The organism is Variovorax sp. LjRoot130 (assembly GCF_964253755.1).
Classification (GTDB): domain Bacteria; phylum Pseudomonadota; class Gammaproteobacteria; order Burkholderiales; family Burkholderiaceae_C; genus Variovorax.
On record NZ_CAXURM020000001.1, the window covers coordinates 2,443,219 to 2,461,195 of the forward strand.

Annotated in this window: 19 protein-coding genes and 1 riboswitch; of the genes, 13 read left to right on the top strand and 6 right to left on the bottom strand. The window is 68.2% G+C overall.

The genetic code is table 11. The annotated features are described in order from the left end of the window. Positions 1-2: 2 nt before the first annotated feature. The 6 genes from lgt (at position 3) to ACSQ86_RS12270 (ending at position 6,430) form a co-directional block, all read left to right on the top strand. Positions 3-833 carry a prolipoprotein diacylglyceryl transferase gene (gene lgt, locus ACSQ86_RS12245; RefSeq protein ID WP_436308902.1) on the top strand — a complete coding sequence of 277 codons (831 nt, stop codon included), beginning with the start codon at positions 3-5 and terminating at the stop codon, positions 831-833. A 122-nt stretch (positions 834-955) separates the two neighbouring features. Then, complete coding sequence (locus ACSQ86_RS12250) at positions 956-1,624, top strand: GntR family transcriptional regulator (protein ID WP_436308903.1); 669 nt, start codon at positions 956-958, stop codon at positions 1,622-1,624. After that, positions 1,621-3,099 (top strand): malonyl-CoA decarboxylase, encoded by a 1,479-nt coding sequence (locus ACSQ86_RS12255; RefSeq protein WP_436308904.1) that lies wholly within the window; start codon positions 1,621-1,623, stop codon positions 3,097-3,099. Before ACSQ86_RS12250 ends, ACSQ86_RS12255 begins: the two co-directional genes overlap by 4 nt. 36 nt (positions 3,100-3,135) lie before the next feature. Further along, on the top strand, positions 3,136-4,122 hold the full coding sequence (locus tag ACSQ86_RS12260; protein ID WP_436303826.1) for a Bug family tripartite tricarboxylate transporter substrate binding protein: 987 nt from the start codon (positions 3,136-3,138) through the stop codon (positions 4,120-4,122). Continuing rightward, complete coding sequence (locus ACSQ86_RS12265; protein WP_436303827.1) at positions 4,119-4,877, top strand: enoyl-CoA hydratase/isomerase family protein; 759 nt, start codon at positions 4,119-4,121, stop codon at positions 4,875-4,877. The genes ACSQ86_RS12260 and ACSQ86_RS12265 overlap by 4 nt, the downstream gene beginning before the upstream one ends. A gap of 2 nt (positions 4,878-4,879) precedes the next feature. Then, positions 4,880-6,430, top strand: coding sequence for a malonate--CoA ligase (locus tag ACSQ86_RS12270; protein ID WP_436308905.1), 1,551 nt, complete (start codon positions 4,880-4,882; stop codon positions 6,428-6,430). Here ACSQ86_RS12270 and ACSQ86_RS12275 read toward each other — a convergent pair. Continuing rightward, the gene (locus ACSQ86_RS12275; RefSeq protein WP_436303829.1) at positions 6,427-6,810 is read right to left on the bottom strand and encodes a VOC family protein; all 384 of its coding nucleotides are present in this window, start codon (positions 6,808-6,810) and stop codon (positions 6,427-6,429) included. The two genes, ACSQ86_RS12270 and ACSQ86_RS12275, sit on opposite strands and share 4 nt — an antisense overlap. A 97-nt stretch (positions 6,811-6,907) precedes the next feature. Between ACSQ86_RS12275 and ACSQ86_RS12280 the strand changes: the two genes are divergently transcribed. Continuing rightward, the gene (locus tag ACSQ86_RS12280) at positions 6,908-7,873 is read left to right on the top strand and encodes a helix-turn-helix domain-containing protein (RefSeq protein WP_436303830.1); all 966 of its coding nucleotides are present in this window, start codon (positions 6,908-6,910) and stop codon (positions 7,871-7,873) included. Between the two features lie 13 nt (positions 7,874-7,886). Here ACSQ86_RS12280 and ACSQ86_RS12285 read toward each other — a convergent pair whose 3' ends face one another. The 5 genes from ACSQ86_RS12285 to ACSQ86_RS12305 form a co-directional block, all read right to left on the bottom strand. Further along, entirely contained in the window at positions 7,887-9,578 is a 1,692-nt protein-coding gene (locus ACSQ86_RS12285) for an esterase/lipase family protein (protein ID WP_436308906.1), read from the bottom strand. 154 nt (positions 9,579-9,732) lie between these two features. After that, the gene (locus ACSQ86_RS12290; RefSeq protein ID WP_093109205.1) at positions 9,733-10,158 is read right to left on the bottom strand and encodes a universal stress protein; all 426 of its coding nucleotides are present in this window, start codon (positions 10,156-10,158) and stop codon (positions 9,733-9,735) included. A 123-nt stretch (positions 10,159-10,281) separates the two neighbouring features. Then, positions 10,282-11,097, bottom strand: a complete 816-nt coding sequence (locus tag ACSQ86_RS12295) for a sulfite exporter TauE/SafE family protein (protein ID WP_436303832.1) — start codon at positions 11,095-11,097, stop codon at positions 10,282-10,284. Positions 11,098-11,373: 276 nt separating this feature from the next. Continuing rightward, a complete protein-coding gene (locus ACSQ86_RS12300; RefSeq protein WP_093109207.1) occupies positions 11,374-11,709 on the bottom strand; it encodes a cell division protein ZapA in 336 nt (111 codons plus the stop codon). Continuing rightward, entirely contained in the window at positions 11,709-11,933 is a 225-nt protein-coding gene (locus ACSQ86_RS12305; protein WP_093109208.1) for a DUF904 domain-containing protein, read from the bottom strand. Before ACSQ86_RS12305 ends, ACSQ86_RS12300 begins: the two co-directional genes overlap by 1 nt. 39 nt (positions 11,934-11,972) lie before the next feature. Beyond that, a riboswitch (cobalamin riboswitch) is annotated at positions 11,973-12,210 on the top strand. Positions 12,211-12,290: 80 nt separating this feature from the next. Between ACSQ86_RS12305 and ACSQ86_RS12310 the strand changes: the two genes are divergently transcribed. The 6 genes from ACSQ86_RS12310 to cobO are packed head-to-tail and all read left to right on the top strand — an operon-like array spanning position 12,291 to position 17,973. Continuing rightward, complete coding sequence (locus tag ACSQ86_RS12310; RefSeq protein ID WP_436292528.1) at positions 12,291-14,168, top strand: TonB-dependent receptor domain-containing protein; 1,878 nt, start codon at positions 12,291-12,293, stop codon at positions 14,166-14,168. Beyond that, on the top strand, positions 14,165-14,737 hold the full coding sequence (gene cobU, locus ACSQ86_RS12315) for a bifunctional adenosylcobinamide kinase/adenosylcobinamide-phosphate guanylyltransferase (protein ID WP_436303833.1): 573 nt from the start codon (positions 14,165-14,167) through the stop codon (positions 14,735-14,737). The genes ACSQ86_RS12310 and cobU overlap by 4 nt, the downstream gene beginning before the upstream one ends. Continuing rightward, positions 14,734-15,594: an ABC transporter substrate-binding protein gene (locus tag ACSQ86_RS12320; protein WP_436308907.1), complete on the top strand. Its 861-nt coding sequence runs from the start codon at positions 14,734-14,736 to the stop codon at positions 15,592-15,594. Before cobU ends, ACSQ86_RS12320 begins: the two co-directional genes overlap by 4 nt. A 41-nt stretch (positions 15,595-15,635) precedes the next feature. Beyond that, positions 15,636-16,595 carry a FecCD family ABC transporter permease gene (locus ACSQ86_RS12325; protein WP_244503956.1) on the top strand — a complete coding sequence of 320 codons (960 nt, stop codon included), beginning with the start codon at positions 15,636-15,638 and terminating at the stop codon, positions 16,593-16,595. Beyond that, on the top strand, positions 16,595-17,383 hold the full coding sequence (locus tag ACSQ86_RS12330) for an ABC transporter ATP-binding protein (protein ID WP_436303834.1): 789 nt from the start codon (positions 16,595-16,597) through the stop codon (positions 17,381-17,383). The genes ACSQ86_RS12325 and ACSQ86_RS12330 overlap by 1 nt, the downstream gene beginning before the upstream one ends. Positions 17,384-17,403: 20 nt before the next feature. Beyond that, on the top strand, positions 17,404-17,973 hold the full coding sequence (gene cobO / locus ACSQ86_RS12335) for a cob(I)yrinic acid a,c-diamide adenosyltransferase (protein ID WP_093109213.1): 570 nt from the start codon (positions 17,404-17,406) through the stop codon (positions 17,971-17,973). The last annotated feature ends 4 nt before the right edge of the window (positions 17,974-17,977 follow it).

The window sequence follows — 17,977 nt, forward strand, 5'->3', positions numbered from 1 at the left end:
CGATGCTCACCTACCCGCAGATCAATCCCGTCGCCCTGCAGCTCGGGCCGATCGCCATCCATTGGTATGGCCTGACCTATCTGGCCGCCTTCGCGCTGTTCTACTTCCTCGGTACGCGCCGGCTGCGGCACGAGCCCTTCCGTTCCATCACCGGACCGGGCGCCTGGACCCGCAAGGACCTGGAGGACATCCTCTTCCTCGGCGTCATGGGCGTGATCGTCGGCGGCCGGCTCGGCTATTGCCTGTTCTACAAGCCCGGCTACTACCTCACGCACCCGCTGGAGATCTTCTTCGTCTGGCAGGGCGGCATGAGCTTCCACGGCGGGCTGCTCGGCGTGATCGCCTCGATGCTGTGGTTCGCACGTTCGCGTGCGCGGCCGTACTGGCAGGTGATGGATTTCGTGGCGCCCTGCGTGCCCACCGGGCTGGCGGCCGGGCGGGTGGGCAATTTCATCAACGGCGAGCTGTGGGGGCGCTTCAGCAGCCCCGACCTCCCATGGGGCATGGTGTTTCCGCAGAGCGGATCGATGCTGCCGCGCCACCCCTCGCAGGTCTACCAGTTCCTGCTCGAAGGCCTGCTGCTGTTCGCGATCCTCTGGCTCTATGCACGCAAGGAACGGCGCGAGCGGCGCGTGTCGGCGGTGTTCCTGATCGGCTACGGGCTGATGCGCTTCGTCGCCGAATACTTCCGCGAGCCCGACGACTTCCTGGGCCTCCTGGCGCTCAACATGAGCATGGGGCAGTGGCTTTGCGTGCCGATGATCGTGTTCGGCATCTGGCTCTATGCCAGTGCACCCGCGGCGCGCTCAGCCGCAGCAGTGGCACGCGGCTGAGCGCGCCGCGGGCGCCAGGGTATCTCCGGGGGCAGAGATGCTTTGCCTTCTTGCGTCCGAGTTCTCATAATTACGTGTAATTACCGAAAATCACCGACGAAGCTCCCGATCTTTCATCCGCCATGCGCCTGGTCCACAACTCGCTGCACCACGAAGTCGCCGCCACGCTGCGCGAGGAGATCTTCGCCGGCACGCTGGCGCCGGGCAGCTTCGTCGACGAGGCGCCAGTGTGCGAGCGGCTTGCGATCTCGCGCACGCCGCTGCGCGAGGCGCTCAAGGTGCTGACGGCCGAGGGCCTGCTGCGGCACGAGCCGCGGCGCGGCTGCTTCGTGGCCGAGGTCACGCAGCGCGACCTGGACGACATCTTTCCCGTCATCGCGCTGCTCGAAGGGCGCTGCGCTTGGCAGGCGGCACGCAACGCCAGCGATGTCGAGCTGCTGGCACTCGAAGCCATGCACGACAAGCTCGCGAAGCACGCACGCGCCAAGCGCATCAACGAGTACTACGCGACCAATTTCGCGATCCACGAGGCGATCATCATGCTGGCCGATAATCGCTGGCTGGCGCAGGTGATCGGCGATTTGCGCAAGATCCTCAAGCTCGCGCGCCTGCAGCAACTGCATGCGCCGGGGCGGCTCGAACAGAGCCTGTCCGAACATCTCGCGGTGTTCGCCGCGCTGAAGGCGCGCGACAGCGACGGCGCCGAGGCCGCGATGCGCACCCACCTGAACCGCCAGCGCGAAGCCCTGCGGGCCATCGCGCTCCAACAGAAAGCGAAGCTGATCTCATGAATGCCAGCGACTGGATCACCCGCAGCGTCTCGCGCCTGCGTCCCGGCAGCGATGCCGCCGAAGTCAAGAAGCCCGCAGTGCCCGAAGCGAAGTCGAAGCCGGCGCCCAAGGCGGCCGCCACCGTCGGCCCGCGTCCGCTGGCCGAACGGCTGGAGGCCACGCTGCGCCGCCATGGCGAGGCGCTGGCGCCGCGTGCCTTGCGGCGCGCGCTCACCGAGTTGCAGGCGGTGGTCGACTCGAGCGTGAGCGAGGTGGAAGCAGGACGCCGCGCCCATGCGGTCGTGAAGTGGTACGCCGGGCGCGAACTCGACGAGCGGCGCGACGTCTGGCTGCTCATGAGCGAACGCTTCGCGCCCGATCTGCAGAAGGTCAGCAGCGCGCGCGACCGGCACGGGGCCGCGATGGGTACGCCCGACGAGGCCCAGGCCGAGGTGCACCTGCGCCGCGCGCTGGTCTCGCCGCGCGCGCGGCTGCTGCAGCGCTTCGCCATCGACCCCGACGGCATGCGCTTCCTGGTTGATCTGCGTGCCGAGCTGCTGCCGCACCTGAAGGGCGACCGGCGCCTCCTGCCGCTCGATGCCGAGCTCGAGCACCTGTTCTCCACCTGGTTCGACGTCGCCTTTCTGGACCTGCGCCGCATCAGCTGGGATTCGCCGGCCTCGCTGATCGAGAAGCTGATCCAGTACGAGGCGGTGCACGACATCAAGAGCTGGGCCGACGTCAAGAACCGGCTCGACAGCGATCGCCGCTGCTACGGCTTCTTCCACCCGCGGCTGCCCAACACGCCGCTGATCTTCGTCGAGGTCGCGCTGGTCGACCACATCAGCGAAGGCATCGTGCCGCTGCTCGACGAAGCCGCCGCGCCGGTCAAGCACGACCGCGCGACGACTGCGATCTTCTATTCAATCAGCAACACCCAGAACGGCCTGCGCGGCGTGAGCTTCGGCGATTCGCTGATCAAGCGCGTGGTCGAGGAACTGCAAAAAGAGATGCCGCGCCTGAAGATCTTCGCGACGCTGTCGCCGGTCCCGGGCTTTCGCGGCTGGCTGACGAAGAACGCGGGCTCCCTGCTGGAGCGGCTCGACGAGAAGCGCGCGACCGAGCTGGGCCGCGTGATCGGGTCCCTGCCGCCCACCGCCGAGCGCGTGCTGGCGGCGGCCGAGGAGGCGAGTGCGCTCGATGCCAAATCGCCGGTGCGCCAGCTGCTGATGAATGCCGCCGCCGAGTACCTCGGGCGGGCCACCGCCGAGGGCAAGCCGGTCGATCCGGTGGCGCGCTTCCACCTGGGCAACGGCGCGCGGGTGGAGCGGCTCAACTGGGCCGGCGATCCCTCGCCCAAGGGGCTGAAGCAATCCTACGGACTCATGGTCAACTACCTCTACGATCTGAAACGGCTCGACAAGCACCGCGCCCTGCTCGCACAGGGCAAGGTGGCGGTGTCGGGCGAGGTCGACGATCTTTTTCTCAAGGGCTGAGGCCCCCGACGGTTCATCACAAAAGGAGACAAGGCAATGACCCCAAGCTTCCAGCGGCGCGACATATTGCGCCTGGCCGCGGCCGCGGCCGCCGTTCTGGGCGGGGGCGCACGCGCCCAGGCCAGCTGGCCCGCCAAGCCGGTGACGATGGTGGTGCCCTTCCCGGCCGGCGGCGGCACCGACGCCTTCGCGCGGCCCTTGTCGGCGCAGTTCGCCAAGGTCGCCGGCCAGACGCTGGTGATCGACAACCGCGGCGGCGCCGGCGGCACCCTGGGCGCGAGTATCGCGGCCAAGGCGCAGCCGGACGGCTACACGCTCTTCATGGGGGCGGTGCACCATGCGATCGCGCCCTCGGTCTATCCCAAGCTCGACTACGACATCGAGAAGGATTTCGTGCCGCTGATGCTGCTGGCAAGCGTGCCGCAGGTGGTGGTGATCAACCCGAAGCGGGTGAGCGCGACCACGCTCAAGGACTTCGTCGCCGAGGCCAAGAGGAATCCCGGCAAGCTCAACTACGCCTCGGCCGGCGCCGGCACCTCGCACCACCTGGCGGGCGAGCTCTTCAAGCTGCAGACCGGCACCTTCATCACCCACATTCCCTATCGCGGCGCGGGTCCGGCGCTGCAGGACCTGATCGCCGGCAATGTCGACTGCATGTTCGACGGCCTGGGCTCGTCCTCGCAGCACATCAAGGCCGGCCGCATCAAGGCGCTGATGATGTCCGGCGCCAAGCGCAACCCCGCCTTCCCCGACGTGCCCAGCGCCGCCGAGGTCGGCCTGCCGGACTACACCGTGACCACCTGGTACGGCCTGTGGACGCCGAAGGGCACGCCGGCCGAGGTGCAGGCGAAGATCGTCGACGAGATGAAGAAGGCGCTCGCCACCGAGGAGCTGAAGGCCATCTGGGCCAACAACGGCGCCGAGATCCCGAACCTCGTGATGGCGCCCTATGGCAGCTTCGTCAACTCCGAGATCAGGCGCTGGGCCGGCGTCGTGAAAGCTTCTGGCGCCAAGCTGGAATGACGGCCTCGGTCAGGCTCGAGCGCGAGGGCGCGCTCGCCTTCGTGACGCTGGCCCATCCCGGACGGCTCAATGCCATGTCGCGCGCGATGTGGCGCGAACTGCGCGCCGTGTTCGAGCAGGAGCTCGCGCAAGACGACGCCACGCGCTGCGTCGTCGTGCGCGGGGAGGGCGCTGCGTTCTGCGCCGGCGGCGACATCTCCGAGTACCCCTCCTTCCGCTTCGATGAAGCCAGCCTGCGCGACTTCCACGAGAACGAGGTCTGGGGCGCGCTGGCCGCCATGCTGGCCTGCGAGCTGCCGCTGGTCGCGCAGATCGAGGGCGCCTGCATGGGCGCCGGCCTGGAGATCGCGAGCTGCTGCGACATCCGCCTGGCCGGCGAATCATCGAAATTCGGCGCGCCGATCGCGAAGCTGGGCTTTCCGATGGCGCCGCGCGAGGCGGCCCTGGTGCGTGTCGCCATCGGCGACACGCTGGCGCGCGACATGCTGCTGGCCGCCGGCGTGCACGATGCGCGCCGCCTCTACGACGCTGGCTTTGTGCTGAGCGTGCTGCCGGATGCGCAGGTCGCTGCGGGAGCGCTGGCGCATGCGCAGCGCATCGCCGCGCTGGCGCCGGAGGCTGCGCGCCTCAACAAGCGGACCTTCTTCGCCGGCACGGTCGACCGGCTGCTCGCCAGCGCCTACGATTACGCCGATTCGCCCGAACACCGCGAGGGCATCGCCGCCTTCCTCGCCAAGCGCAACCCCGTCTTCTGACCATGACCGAAACGACCAACGCCAACCTCTACGCCGCGCTGCGTGCGGCCTTCCCCGCCGATCTCGATGCCATCGCGGTCGAGACCGACGACGGCCTGTTCTATTCCTGGCGCGACCTGGAGCGCGCGAGCGCGATGATCGCGAACCTGCTCGACGCGCTGAAGCTCGACAAGGGCGCCCGCATCGCGGTGCAGGTCGAGAAGTCTGTCGAGGCCATGCTGCTCTACCTCGCGACGCTGCGCGCGGGCTACGTGTTCCTGCCGCTCAACACCGCCTACCGCGGCGCCGAGATCGAGTACTTCATCGGCAACGCCGAGCCGGCGGTGGTGGTCTGCAGCAGCGCGAATGCATCGTGGGTGGCGCCGATCGCGACCGCGGCCGGTACCCGCCACGTGTTCACGCTCGATGACGACCGCACCGGCACGCTGCTCGAAGTGGCGGCGCAGTGCAGCGACCGCCACACCGTCGCGCAGAAGAAGGACGACGACCTCGCCGCCATCCTCTACACCAGCGGCACCACCGGCCGCAGCAAGGGCGCGATGCTCACGCACCGCAACCTGCGCTCCAACGCCGAGGTGCTGAAGGACTACTGGGGCTGGCACAGCGGCGCGCAGGGGGAGGGCGATGTGCTGATCCATGCACTGCCGATCTTCCACGTGCACGGCCTCTTCGTCGCCATCCACGGCGCGCTGATCAGCGGCAGCAAGATGATCTGGCTCAACAAGTTCGATCCGAAGCGCGTGGTGGCCCGGCTGCCCGAGGCGACCGTGTTCATGGGCGTGCCCACGCTCTACGTGCGCATGCTGGCCGAGCCGGGGCTGACGCGCGAGGCCTGCAACGGCATGCGTCTTTTCATCGCGGGCTCGGCGCCACTGCTGATCGAGACCTTTGAGGCCTGGCGCGAGCGCACCGGCCACACCATTCTCGAGCGCTACGGCATGAGCGAGACCGTCATGCTCAGCTCCAACCCCTACAGCGCGGTGCAGGGCCAGCGGCGTGGCGGGACGGTGGGCTTCCCGCTGCCCGGCGTCCAGCTGCGCGTGCGCGACGATGCGGGCGAGCCCTGCCCGACGGACGAGATCGGCCACATCGAGGTGGCCGGCCCCAACGTGTTCGCCGGCTACTGGCGCATGCCCGAGAAGACCAAGGAAGAGTTCACCGCCGACGGCTATTTCAAGACCGGCGACGTCGGCAAGATCGACGGGCTCGGCTACGTCAGCATCGTAGGCCGCAGCAAGGACCTGATCATCAGCGGCGGCTACAACGTCTATCCGGCCGAGATCGAGGGCTACATCAACGAAATGGCCGGCGTGGCCGAGAGCGCGCTCGTGGGCGTGCCGCATCCGGATTTCGGCGAGGTCGGCGTCGCCATCGTCACGCCCAAGCCCGGTGCGGCGCTCGACGGCGACGCGATCATCGGAGCGCTCAAGAAGAAGCTGGCCAACTTCAAGATCCCCAAGCGCTGCTTCGTCGTCTCCGAGCTGCCGCGCAATGCGATGGGCAAGGTGCAGAAGGCCCTGTTGCGCGAGCAGCACAAGGGCTTGTTCGTCTAGCTGCCGCTGCCGTAGGGCCGCGTGAGGATCTCGAGGTTGTGGCCGTCGGGATCGTTCCAGTAGACGCCGCGGCCGCCGTCGCCGTGGTTGATCTCGCCGGCATGGCGGTGGCCCGGGTCGGCCCAGTAGGACAGGCCGCGTTCGCGGATGCGGCCGAAGATCTGGTCGAACTCGGCCTCGCTCACAAGAAAGGCCAGGTGCTGCCATGGGATGTCGCCCTCGACCTGCATGTAGTCGAGGGTGACGCCGTTGTCGACCTCGACGCCCTGGAAGGGGCCGAAGGGAACGGGCGCACCGCGGCCGAGGATCTCTGCCAGGAACACCGCGGATGCCCGTGGATCGCGGGCCCGGACGATCGTGTGATTGAGCTGGATGGCCATGCGGTGGATGGTAGCGCCGGGCGCGGGTTAGCGCTGTGGCATGCAAGCTGCTTTCGACGTAAGTTTTCGCCTCTCGCCCCGCATCCTCGGAGGACTCGTGAACCGCCTGCTCAGCACCGACGCCGTGCCGCGCGATCAGCGGCTCGCGTACTGGACCGACATGATCTGCAACATCTATGTGCAGCTCGGTTGCGATCCGGTGCGCAACGGCCCGCCGGGCGACTTCGAAGGCAGCATCCGCCAGCACACGCTGCCGGCCCTCGACGTCTCGGTGGTGCGCTCGGGCGCGCAAAGCGTCATGCGCACGCCGGGCCACATCGCGCGCTCTTCCGACGACTATTTCCTGGTCGGTATCCAGACCCGCGGCCATGGCGTGGTGCGGCAGGACGGGCGCGATGCCGTGCTGGCGGTGGGCGACTTCGCGCTCTACGACAGCACGCGGCCCTACCAGCTCTTCTTCGACGACGCCTTCGAGCAGATCGTGCTCAAGCTCCCCGGCGAGCGCCTGCGCAGCGAGCTGCGCGACACAGAAGCGCTGACGGCCACGGCGGTGTCCGGCCGCGAGGGCGCGGGCCACCTGCTGATCAACATGATCGGCACGCTGCGCGAGGACATCGATGCGCTGCAACCGGCCTCTGCGCTGGCGGTTGCGAACGGCGTGCTCAGCATCCTCGTGGCCGGCCTGCAGACGCTGCCCGCGGCCCGCTCGCCGAGCCTCAGCAACCTGACCGCCTTCCATCTCGCGCGCATCAAGCGCCGCATCGACGCACAACTTGGCGATGCCGGGCTCTCGGTCGGCAGCCTCGCGGCCGAACTCGGCCTGTCGGCGAGCCAGATCCACCGCGTGTTCAAGAGCGAGCCGCTCACGCCTGCGCAGTACATCTGGGAGCGTCGCCTCGAGGCCTGCAGCCGCGACCTGCTGGAACCCCGCCTGGCCGGCCGCACCGTGAGCGAGATCGCCTATGGCCGCGGCTTTAACGATGCGGCGCATTTCAGCCGCGCATTCCGCGAACGCTTCGGTTGCGCGCCGCGCGAATGGCGGCTGGGCGGCGGCCGGCAGTGACGGCGCCCCGCCGTCATGCCCAGGTGCGCATCTCGATCCTCAGCTGAGCCTTGATGCCGGGGGTGGTTCCGGGCGGCGAGACGACGGGAATCTTGAATGTCAGCGCGCCGGCCTGCGGGCTGACAGGCGCCGGAATTGCGGCCACATTGGGTGTCTGGCTCTGAAAGCCGTATTGCAGCCGCCAGCCTCCGGCCGCTGCAGGATCCGGAACGGCCTCCACGAGGATCTGGTCGCGATAGAGAAAGCCGCCCTCGAAGTGCTTGTTCAGCCAGAGCACGCCGTCGACTTCGTAGTCGGGCACCAGCACGTTGAGGTCGAATGCGAACGCGATCGAATTGCCCAGGTCGGGGGTGGCCCGGGTCGGATCGAGGAAGATCGAGAACAGGTGGGGGCTCGCCGCCTGGGCTGCCTTGCGCGCGATGCCGGAGCCTTGATCGGGAAAGAGGTCGTCGAACTTTCGCTGAATCGCGGAGTTCTCGCGCACCACCCTGCGGTGCAGCTGCCACTGGCTTCTGCGCAGGGTCGCGACGATCTCGAAGCGGTAGGAGGCGCGGACCGCGTGGCCGCTTTTTCTCTTCGCCTCCACCTCTTCGGGCAGGGCGACTTCTTCGATGTCGAGTATTCCGTCGGTCCGCACCGAGCCGAAGAGAAAGCGCGTGAGGTTCTGGTAGCCCTCCTCGGAATTGACGATGCCGTAGTGGCCCGAATGACTGCGGAACACGAACGCGCGCGGAGAGTCGACGCGCAGCCGGGGACCTTCTTCGGGCCCGACCATGCCGAAGGTCGTTGCGTTGTCCATCCGGACGAGGCCGTCGCTCGCGTCGCCCACGGCCCACGATGAAAGTCCCTGGAGCGCCAGATAGTCGGCGGGATTCGAGCCGACCAGATTGAACACGCGTTCGGCAGGAAAGTGCGTGAGTTCCGAGACGTCCGTCGCAGTCGGGGCGAGCTTCAGGTAGGACTTCATGGTGTCCCGGTTGAAGTTGGTGGCTTCGCCGAGTGCGCCCCAGCCGGGCACATTACGCACCACCCTGAGGTCGATGCCGTTGTGCGGCGTGGCGTAGGTGAACAGCTTGTCGACGGCATCCCGGGCCTCCTGAGTGCCCAGCGTGTCGTTCTGCAGGAAGGCGCGGCATACCAGGCCGCCCATCGAATGCGCGACCAGGTAGATCTTGAAGTCCTTTTCCTCCACGCCGTTGTCGAGCGGGTCGCCCAGGATCGGATGCTTGCCGTTCTTCCTGCAGACGAGGGTGCGCATGCGCAGGATGAGCTCGCCGAGGTTCTGCGCGAAATGGGTGATCGGATGCGGCTGCCCGTCGCCGAACTCGTTGGAGGCGTCATCGTAGTAGCGCAGGATCGCGATCGACTGGTAGGGCAGCGTGATGTCGGAGCGCAGCGGCTTGGTCTTGTCGTCGGGATCCGGTGCGGTCAGGTCTTCGCCGTTCACGTAGACATCGTCGTACCACTGGTCCGAGCGCTCTCGGCCGGTGGCGGTGCGTCGCCAGATGATCTCGTCCTTCAGGCGGACGAGCGGCGACTCGAAGAAGTACCGGCGCATGGTGCCGTCCCAGATACGGCGAGACTTCGTGCTGCCGATGTTGAAACCCATGAAAGGGTCTGCCACCGTGGCCTCGATCTCGCTCTGCGTGCCGGCGAAGCCGCGAACATAGATGATGGGGTGGTACGGCGCGTGCGGATTGGCCATGCGATTCTCCTGGCGCGGGCAGTCCGTACGAGTTCTTCACCGGCGCCGCGATACCGGGCGTTTATATGCCCGTCACCTCGTGCGCGACATCACTCGTTTGGTGTAGAGCGATGGATATGCGCCGGGCGCCGGTTGCCGGCGCAGCGGCGCGGCCCTACTGCACCAGCAGCACCGAAATGTCGGTCTCCGAAACGACCTTGGTCGCCACCGAGCCCATGAGGGCGCGGCCGAAGATGCCGTGGCCGTGGGTGCCCATCACGATCAGCTCGGCGCCGCCCGCGGTCGCGGCCTTCAGGATCTCTTCGGCGGCGTGGCCGTGGCGCGGCTCGGCGCGGTAGTTGCCGATGTCGTGCTTCGCGAAGAAAGCCTTGACGGGCTCGAGCACCTTGGCGTTTTCTTCCGTGTAGTAGTCCTGCACCACATCCTTGCTGAGATGGCGGACCGCATGGCCGGGCAGGCCGCTGCACACGTGCACCACGATCAGCGCATGGCCGTCGACGAACATGCCGCGATGGGCGGCCAGGTAGTCGAGCGCTTTCTGCGTATGGGAACTGCCGTCGACGGCGATCAGGATCTTCATGCACTGCCTCTCGTTCTCTTGCAACCTGCGGCGAAAGCGCCGCATGGCAAGGTTATACGGCGAGGTGCCGCGCACGTACAGAGAAGCCGAGTAGAAGCCGAGTGGATGCAGGGGGCCTTGCGCTCAGCCGCGCAAGCCCTTCCAGAGCATGTAGGCCGCCAGCACGTAGAGGATGCTTGCGAACACGCGCTTGAGCTTCGACACCGGCAGGCTGTGCGCGGCTTTCGCGCCGAGCGGCGCAGTGAGGAAGCTGCAGACCGCGATCACGGCCAGCGCAGGCAGCCAGATGTAGCCGATCGAGCCGGCCGGCAGGTCCTGCACCGATTGGCCGCTGGCCGCGTAGCCGAGCACGTTGGCCACCGCGATCGGAAAGCCCAAAGCGGCGCTGGTGGCGACCGCGTTGTGGATTGCGACATTGCACCAGGTCATGAAGGGGACGCTGATGAAGCCGCCGCCGGCGCCGACCAGGCCCGAGAGGAAGCCGATCGCGCCGCCGCCCGCGAGCTGGCCCGCGGTGCCGGGCATCTGTCGCGTCGGCTTGGGCTTGCGGTTCAGGAACATCTGCGTTGCCGAGAAACCGACGAAGAGCGCAAAGAAGACGGCGAGCGCCGAGCCCTTGAGCAGAGCGAACACGCCGAGACTGCCGACCAGGCTGCCGATCACGATGCCGGGCGACAGCCTTTTCACGATGTCCCAGCGCACGGCGCCGCGCCTGTGGTGCGCGAGCACGCTCGAGATGGACGTGAACATGATGGTCGACATGGAGGTTGCGATCGCCATCTTCACCGCCAGGTCGGCCGGCACGCCGCGATGGCCCAGGATGATCGTGATGAAAGGCACCATCAACATGCCGCCGCCGATGCCGAGCAGGCCGGCGAGAAAACCGGTACCGACGCCGAGCACGGCGAGTTCGGCGACCAGCAGGGGGGCGATCGTCATGAAAGGAGGCCTCTGAAAAAAGCCACGGCCCCGAATACGGGGCCGTGGCCGTCCAAAAAAGGTGTCTGCGAGTGAGGCCGGACTCGCATCCTGAACCAGGGTTCAGGTGGGCGAGGGCAGCAAGGCTTCGGGTTCATCTGACGCGAGATGATCACACCCGCCAAGCGATATACCAAGCCCTGCTCCGTAGAGCATTGGAACAAGGAAATATTAAGCCCGACACGCACCGCAGACGGAGTGGATTTTACGCCCGCAATGACGAGCGCATGTAGTCCGTCACAGCAAATGGTCGTCGCCGGCGAGGGCCTGGTCGAGGCGCTGGATCAGTTGTGCGGCACGGGCATCGTCGGCCGCTGCATCGGGACCCGCCGCAGGGGCGGCCGCTGGCGCGGCAGGCGCCGCGATCGTCGCTTCGCGCTGGGCCAGGTCGAAGGCGAGGTTCAGCGAGGCCAGCACTGCGATGCGGTCGCGCGCCTTTACCTTGCCCGCATCGCGGATCTTGCACATTGCGGCATCGACACGCTCGACGGCTTCGCGCAGCTGCGGCTCGCCGCCTTCGGGGCAGCCGAGCAGGTAGCTCTGGCCCATGATCTGGACTTCGACTTGTTTCATCAGGAGGAGGGAGCGTCTTGAGAGGGTTCTGCCGGCAGCTGTTCGAGCAGCGCATCGAGCCGCGTGCGTGCCGCGGCCAGCCGCGACTTGAGCGCATCGCGTTCGCGCGTGAGCGCGTTCACCTGGTCTTGCAGCAACGCATTGGTGCGCTGCACTTCTTCGTGGCGCACAAGCAAACGTTCGACGCGCTCGGCGATCTGTTCAATACGGCTCGGTGCAGGCATGGGGGGCGATTGTAGTTTCCGGCGAGCGCGCTTTCGCACTTAAAATCCCGCGCGTTGGTGCTCGCGCCGCGGTTCACGCGGCGCAGTTCAACGGGAAGCAGGAGTCGAAGCCCCCTCGGGCCGAGCCAGCCTGCGCTGCCCCCGCAACGGTCAAGCAGACGGCGTCTTTCCGATGCCACCCTCGTCAAGAAGCCACTGGGCGCCCTGAAACAGGCGCCTGGGAAGGCGACGGGGGCGCGCTGCCAGCCCGGATACCGGCCAACGAGGCGGCTGCCGCATGCGTGAAGCATGAGGCGGTCATGACGTCCAAGCACCGGCGGGGAAGCCGGTGACGGACATTGATCTCTTGTGTTTCCCATGATGACAACCTGCGTTTCTTCCGCACGCGCCGCCGGGCGTGCTTCGTCGCGTCCGCTGGCACGCCCCAGCGCCATTTCCCTTTCGGTTGCCGCGTTGCTGGGCATGCCCGCGCTCGCCTTCGCACAAGCTGCAGCCCCGGCATTGCCCGAAACGGTGGTGACCGCGACCCGCACGCCCACGCGTGCCGACGAGCTGGTGTCGGACACGGTGGTCATCGATCGCGCGCAGATCGAACGCCAGGCCAGCCGCACGCTGCCCGAACTGCTGGCGCGTGTCGCGGGGGTTCAGATGTCCGCCAACGGCGGTGCGGGCAAGGTCAGCAGCGTATTCATCCGCGGCACCGAAGCGCGCCACACGATCCTGCTGATCGACGGCGTGCGCTATGGCTCCGCCACAGCCGGCACGCCCTCGTGGGACAACATCCCGGTCGAGATGATCGAACGTATCGAAGTGGTCAAGGGGCCGGCCTCGGCGCTCTACGGCAGCGACGGCGTGGGCGGTGTGGTGCAGATCTTCACGCGCAAGGCCAAGCCGGGCGAGGACTCGTTCAGCCCGCGCGCGTCGAGCACCATCGGCAGCGAAGGCTACAAGCAGATCACCGGCGGCTTCACCGGCGCCTCGGGGCCCTTCACGTACTCGCTCGACGCGCAGCGCACGATCGACAAGAGCTTCTCCGCGACCAACCGCAAGGTGCAGTTCGGCAACTTCAACCCGGACCGTGATCCTTTCATGCAGAGCGCCCTCAACGCGTCGCTGGGCTACCAGATCAATCCAGACTGGAAGATCGACAGCGGCCTGCTGTACTCGGAAGGCCTGAACCATTTCGACGACGGCCCCAATCGCGACACCCGCGCCGTTGTGCGCACCCAGACCGCGTACATCGGCGCGCGCGGCAAGGTGATGCAGAACTGGTCGACGCAGCTGCGCTACGCACAGAGCCGCGACTACACGCGCTCCATCGTCGCCGCCACGCTGCCGGGCCTGTTCGAGACCACGCAGGACCAGTACCTCTGGCAGAACGACATCGCGACGCCGATCGGCACCGTGGTCGCCGGCTTGGAACGCCGCGTGCAGGAGGTGAACAGCGACACCGCGTACACAGTGACCAAGCGCGACATCGACTCGGCCTTCGTCGGCCTCAACGGCAGCGCGGGCGCCCACAGCTGGCAGGTCGATGCGCGGCACGACCGCAATTCGCAGTTCGGCGACAGCAACACCTGGTTCGCCGGCTACGGCTACCGGATCACGCCGAACTGGCGCGTCAACGCGTCGCACGGCACCAGCTTCGTCGCGCCTTCGTTCAACCAGCTCTACTTCCCCAACTTCGGCAACGCGGCGCTGCAGCCGGAAGAGGGCAAGAACACCGACGTCGGCATCACCTGGAGCCAGGACGGCCAGAGCGTGAAGCTGGTGCGCTACGACAACAAGATCCGCGGCTTCATCACCAACACCACCCGGCCCGAGAACATACTCCGCGCTCGCATCGAGGGCTGGACGCTGGGCTACGACGGCCAGTTCGGCCCCTGGGGCGTGCATGCGAACCTGGACTCGCTGGACCCGCGCAACGAGGGTACCGGCAAGCTGCTGCCGCGCCGCGCGAAGAACACCGTTTCACTGGGCATCGACTACGCCGTCGGCCCCTGGAAGTTCGGCGGCTCGGCGCTGCATGTGGGGCGCCGCTTTGACGACGTGGCCAATACGCGCAGACTCGGCAACTACACGACCGTCGATCTCTATGCCGAGTACCAGGTGGCGAAGGACTGGTCGGTGCAGGGGCGCATCACGAACCTCAACGACGTGACCTACGAGACAGCCTATGGCTACAACCAGCGCGGGCGCGCTGCCTACCTGACGGTGCGGTGGCAGCCGAAATGAACATCGCACGCCGCGAACTGATCCTCGGCGGTCAGCGCAGCGGCAAGTCGCGGCGCGCCGAAGGGCGCGCGGCCGAGTGGCTTGCGCGTTCTCCCGCGCACCACGCGGTGCTGATCGCGACCGCGATGGCGCACGACGACGAGATGCGCGAACGCATCGCCCGGCATCGCGAGGACCGCGCGCTGCGCGTGCCGGGCCTCGCCACCGTCGAGGAGCCGATCGCGCTCGGTCCCGCGCTGGCCCGGCTGAGCGCGCCGCACACGCTGGTGGTGGTCGATTGCCTCACGCTGTGGCTCACCAACCTGCTGATGCCGGTCGAGGCCGCGCCTCACGGAAGCAGCGCTTCGCTGGAGATGGTGCAGGCTTCGCTGCTGCGTGCCCTGCGCGAAGCGCGCGGCCCGGTGGTGCTGGTCGCCAACGAGATCGGTCTCGGCGTGATCCCGATGGGCCGCGAGGTGCGCGCCTTCGTCGATGCGCTGGGACGCCTCAACCAGGAGGTGGCGGCGGCCTGCGAGCGCGTCACGCTGATGGCCGCGGGCCTGCCGCTCAGTTTGAAAGAACCCGAATGAATCCGCTTTGCAGGTGGGCGCTCGCGCTGGCCGCGGCGGCGCTGACGGTCGCGGCGCATGCGGTGATCGTGACCGACGAGCGCGGCGTGCGCGTCGACCTGCCGCGGCCGCCGCAGCGCATCGTGAGCCTGCTGCCCTCGCTGACAGAATCGGTCTGCACGCTGGGCGCCTGCGAGCGGCTGATCGGCGTCGACCGCTACTCCAACTGGCCCGATGCCGTGCGCGCACTGCCGCAGCTGGGCGGCGGCATCGATCCGAACGTCGAGGCCATCGTGGCGCTCAAGCCCGATGTGGTGCTCCTGGCCAAGTCCTCGCGCGTCACCGAGCGGCTCGAGGCGCTGGGTCTCAAAGTGATCGTGCTCGAACCGAAGAGCCATGCCGACGTGCAGCGCGTGCTCGACGCGCTCGGCCAGGTGCTGGGCATCGGCGATGCGCAACGCGTGTGGCGCGCCATCGATGCCAGCGTGACGGCGGCGGCAGAGGCGCTGCCGGCGCGCGCGAAGAACAGGCGCGTGTACTTCGAGATCAACAGCGCGCCCTACGCGGCGAGCGAAGTCTCTTTCATCGGCGAGACGCTCGCGCGGCTCGGCGTGAAGAACATCGTGCCGGCTTCGCTCGGGCCCTTTCCCAAGCTCAATCCCGAATACGTGGTGCGCGCCGATCCCGACCTGATCATGGTCGGCGAGCGCAGCGCGCAGGGACTCGAGCAGCGGCCGGGCTGGGCTTCCATCCGGGCGGTGCGCGAAGGCCGCATCTGCCGCTTCAAGGCTGCCGAATCCGATGTGCTGGTACGGCCTGGCCCGCGCATGGGCGAGGCTGCACAGCTCATGGCGAAGTGCCTCCAGGACAAGGCGTGAAGAGCGAGCATCGCCGCGCCCTCTCGCTCGGCATCGGGCTGATGGTGCTGAGCGCCGCGCTGATCGTGCTGGGCGCAGGCATCGGCAGCACCGGCTTCGAGAGCGTGTTCGCGGCGCACCGCGATCCGGTCGCGCTGCAGATCGTGTGGGACATCCGCCTGCCGCGCACGCTGGGCGCCTGGCTCGCCGGCGCGCTGCTCGGCCTCGCGGGTGCGGTGGCGCAGGGCCTGTTTCGCAATCCCCTGGCCGACCCTTATCTGCTGGGCAGTGCTTCGGGCGCCTCGCTCGGCATGGCCGTGGCGCTGTCGCTGTTCGGCGTCTCGGCGGCCAGCACGCAATGGGTGGTGCGCCTGGGCCTGACCGGCGCGGCCTTTCTGGGGGCCGTGCTGGCGGTGCTGCTCACCCTGATGCTGGCGCGCGGCGTGCAGCAGACGCTCCGGCTGCTGCTGGCCGGCGTGATCGTCGGCGTGGTGCTCGGCGCCGCCAAGGACCTGATCACCATCGCTTCGGCCGACATCCTGCAGGCGATCCAGGGTTTCATGCTCGGCAGCACGGGCCTGGTCGGCTGGAGCGCCTGCGGCGTGATGGGCGCGCTCGGCCTCGTCTGCCTGCTGCTGGGCTGGGCGCTGGCGCCGGTGCTCGACGGGCTGGCGCTCGGCGAGGCCACGGCCAGCAGCCTGGGCTTGCCGCTGGGCGCGATGCGCGCCGCGCTGGTGGCGGTGCTCGCGCTTGCCACCGGCACCGCGGTGGCGCAGACCGGGCTCATCGCTTTCGTCGGCCTGGCGGCGCCGCACCTGGTGCGCTCGGCCGTGAAGACCACGCATGCGCGCCTGATCGTGCTGTCGACCGCGATGGGCGGCCTGCTGCTGATGGCGGCCGACCTGCTGGCGCGCTGGCTGATCGCGCCGCAGGAGCTGCCGGTCGGCGTGCTGACCGCAGTGCTCGGAGGCAGCTATCTGCTGTGGCTCATGCATCGGCGCAGCGCGCGGGGAGGCTTCTGATGGAGCGGGTGGTCGCGCGCGGCATCGCGCTCGAGGCAAGGCAGGTCAGCGCGACGCTGGGCCAGACCGAGGTGCTGCATGGCATCGATCTCGCGCTCGCGGCCGGCCGCTGGACCAGCATCGTCGGTCCCAATGGCGCGGGCAAGTCCACCTTGCTCAAGGTGCTGGCCGGCCTGCTGCCCCATCGCGGCGAGGTGCGCCTGTTCGGGCAGCCGCTCGATGCCATCTCCGGCCGTGCGCGCGCGCGGCGGCTGTCGTGGCTCGGCCAGGGCGGCGCGGGCGAAGGCTCTGCCGACGACCTGATGGTCTACGACGTCGCCATGCTCGGGCGCCTGCCGCACCAGCGCTGGCTCGCCGCGCCCAGCGATGCCGATCGCGCGGCCGTCGAGCGCGCGCTGCGCAGCACCCAGGCCTGGGAGTGGGGCGGGCGGCCGCTCGGCCAGCTGTCGGGCGGCGAACGCCAGCGCGTGCTGCTGGCGCGTGCACTGGCCGTCGAAGCCGAACTGCTGCTGATGGACGAACCGCTCGCCAACCTCGATCCGCCGCACCAGGCCGACTGGATGGCGAGCGCCCGTGCGCTGGTGGCCGAAGGCAGGACGGTGGTCAGCGTGCTGCACGAACTCAATGCCGCGCTGGCGGCCGATGCGATGGTGGTGATGGCCAAGGGCCGCGTGCTGCACCATGGCCGCTGCGACGATGCAGCGACGCACCAGGCGCTCGAAGCGGTGTTCGACGGCCGCGTCACTGTGCATCGCGTGGCCAACCAGTGGCTGGCCGTACCGCACTGAACACTCAACCGGGAACTCCCATGCAGATCGAAACCCCACCCAGCGACAAGCCCTACGAGAAGCCCGAGGGCGAGCGCCGCGGCCTCGTGATCGTCAACACCGGCGACGGCAAGGGCAAGAGCACCGCGGCCTTCGGCCTCGCGCTGCGCGCGCACGGCCGCGGCAAGGCCGTGAAGATCTTCCAGTTCATGAAGGTGCCGAGCGCGCGCTTCGGCGAGCATCGGATGTTCGAGCAGATCGGCATCCCGATCGAAGGGCTGGGCGACGGCTTCAGCTGGAAGAGTCAGGATCTCGAACGCTCGGCGCAGCTTGCGCGCGACGGCTGGGAGAAGGCGAGGGCGGCGATCCTCTCGGGCGAGCATTTCCTCGTGGTGCTCGACGAGATCACCTATCCGCTGATCTACGGCTGGCTGCCGCTCGAAGGCGTGCTGGAGACGCTGCGCACGCGGCCGCGCGAAGTCCACGTGGTGCTGACCGGGCGCCGCTGCCCGCCCGAGATCGTCGAGTTGGCCGATACGGTGACCGAGATGCAGATGGTCAAGCATGCGTTCAAGGCCGGTATTCCGGCGCAACGAGGCATCGAGGACTAGAGCT

Excerpts from the sequence above, each read along its gene's own strand:
- ACSQ86_RS12330 (WP_436303834.1), top strand. The coding sequence starts at position 16,595 with ATGGAGCGGGTGGTCGCGCGCGGCATCGCGCTCGAGGCAAGGCAGGTC.
- ACSQ86_RS12325 (WP_244503956.1), top strand. The coding sequence starts at position 15,636 with ATGGTGCTGAGCGCCGCGCTGATCGTGCTGGGCGCAGGCATCGGCAGC.
- ACSQ86_RS12295 (WP_436303832.1), bottom strand. The coding sequence starts at position 11,097 with ATGACGATCGCCCCCCTGCTGGTCGCCGAACTCGCCGTGCTCGGCGTC.
- cobU (WP_436303833.1), top strand. The coding sequence starts at position 14,165 with ATGAACATCGCACGCCGCGAACTGATCCTCGGCGGTCAGCGCAGCGGC.
- ACSQ86_RS12275 (WP_436303829.1), bottom strand. The coding sequence starts at position 6,810 with ATGGCCATCCAGCTCAATCACACGATCGTCCGGGCCCGCGATCCACGG.
- cobO (WP_093109213.1), top strand. The coding sequence starts at position 17,404 with ATGCAGATCGAAACCCCACCCAGCGACAAGCCCTACGAGAAGCCCGAG.
- ACSQ86_RS12310 (WP_436292528.1), top strand. The coding sequence starts at position 12,291 with ATGATGACAACCTGCGTTTCTTCCGCACGCGCCGCCGGGCGTGCTTCG.
- ACSQ86_RS12290 (WP_093109205.1), bottom strand. The coding sequence starts at position 10,158 with ATGAAGATCCTGATCGCCGTCGACGGCAGTTCCCATACGCAGAAAGCG.
- ACSQ86_RS12250 (WP_436308903.1), top strand. The coding sequence starts at position 956 with ATGCGCCTGGTCCACAACTCGCTGCACCACGAAGTCGCCGCCACGCTG.
- ACSQ86_RS12285 (WP_436308906.1), bottom strand. The coding sequence starts at position 9,578 with ATGGCCAATCCGCACGCGCCGTACCACCCCATCATCTATGTTCGCGGC.
- ACSQ86_RS12305 (WP_093109208.1), bottom strand. The coding sequence starts at position 11,933 with ATGCCTGCACCGAGCCGTATTGAACAGATCGCCGAGCGCGTCGAACGT.
- ACSQ86_RS12255 (WP_436308904.1), top strand. The coding sequence starts at position 1,621 with ATGAATGCCAGCGACTGGATCACCCGCAGCGTCTCGCGCCTGCGTCCC.
- ACSQ86_RS12270 (WP_436308905.1), top strand. The coding sequence starts at position 4,880 with ATGACCGAAACGACCAACGCCAACCTCTACGCCGCGCTGCGTGCGGCC.
- ACSQ86_RS12320 (WP_436308907.1), top strand. The coding sequence starts at position 14,734 with ATGAATCCGCTTTGCAGGTGGGCGCTCGCGCTGGCCGCGGCGGCGCTG.
- ACSQ86_RS12265 (WP_436303827.1), top strand. The coding sequence starts at position 4,119 with ATGACGGCCTCGGTCAGGCTCGAGCGCGAGGGCGCGCTCGCCTTCGTG.
- ACSQ86_RS12300 (WP_093109207.1), bottom strand. The coding sequence starts at position 11,709 with ATGAAACAAGTCGAAGTCCAGATCATGGGCCAGAGCTACCTGCTCGGC.
- lgt (WP_436308902.1), top strand. The coding sequence starts at position 3 with ATGCTCACCTACCCGCAGATCAATCCCGTCGCCCTGCAGCTCGGGCCG.
- ACSQ86_RS12260 (WP_436303826.1), top strand. The coding sequence starts at position 3,136 with ATGACCCCAAGCTTCCAGCGGCGCGACATATTGCGCCTGGCCGCGGCC.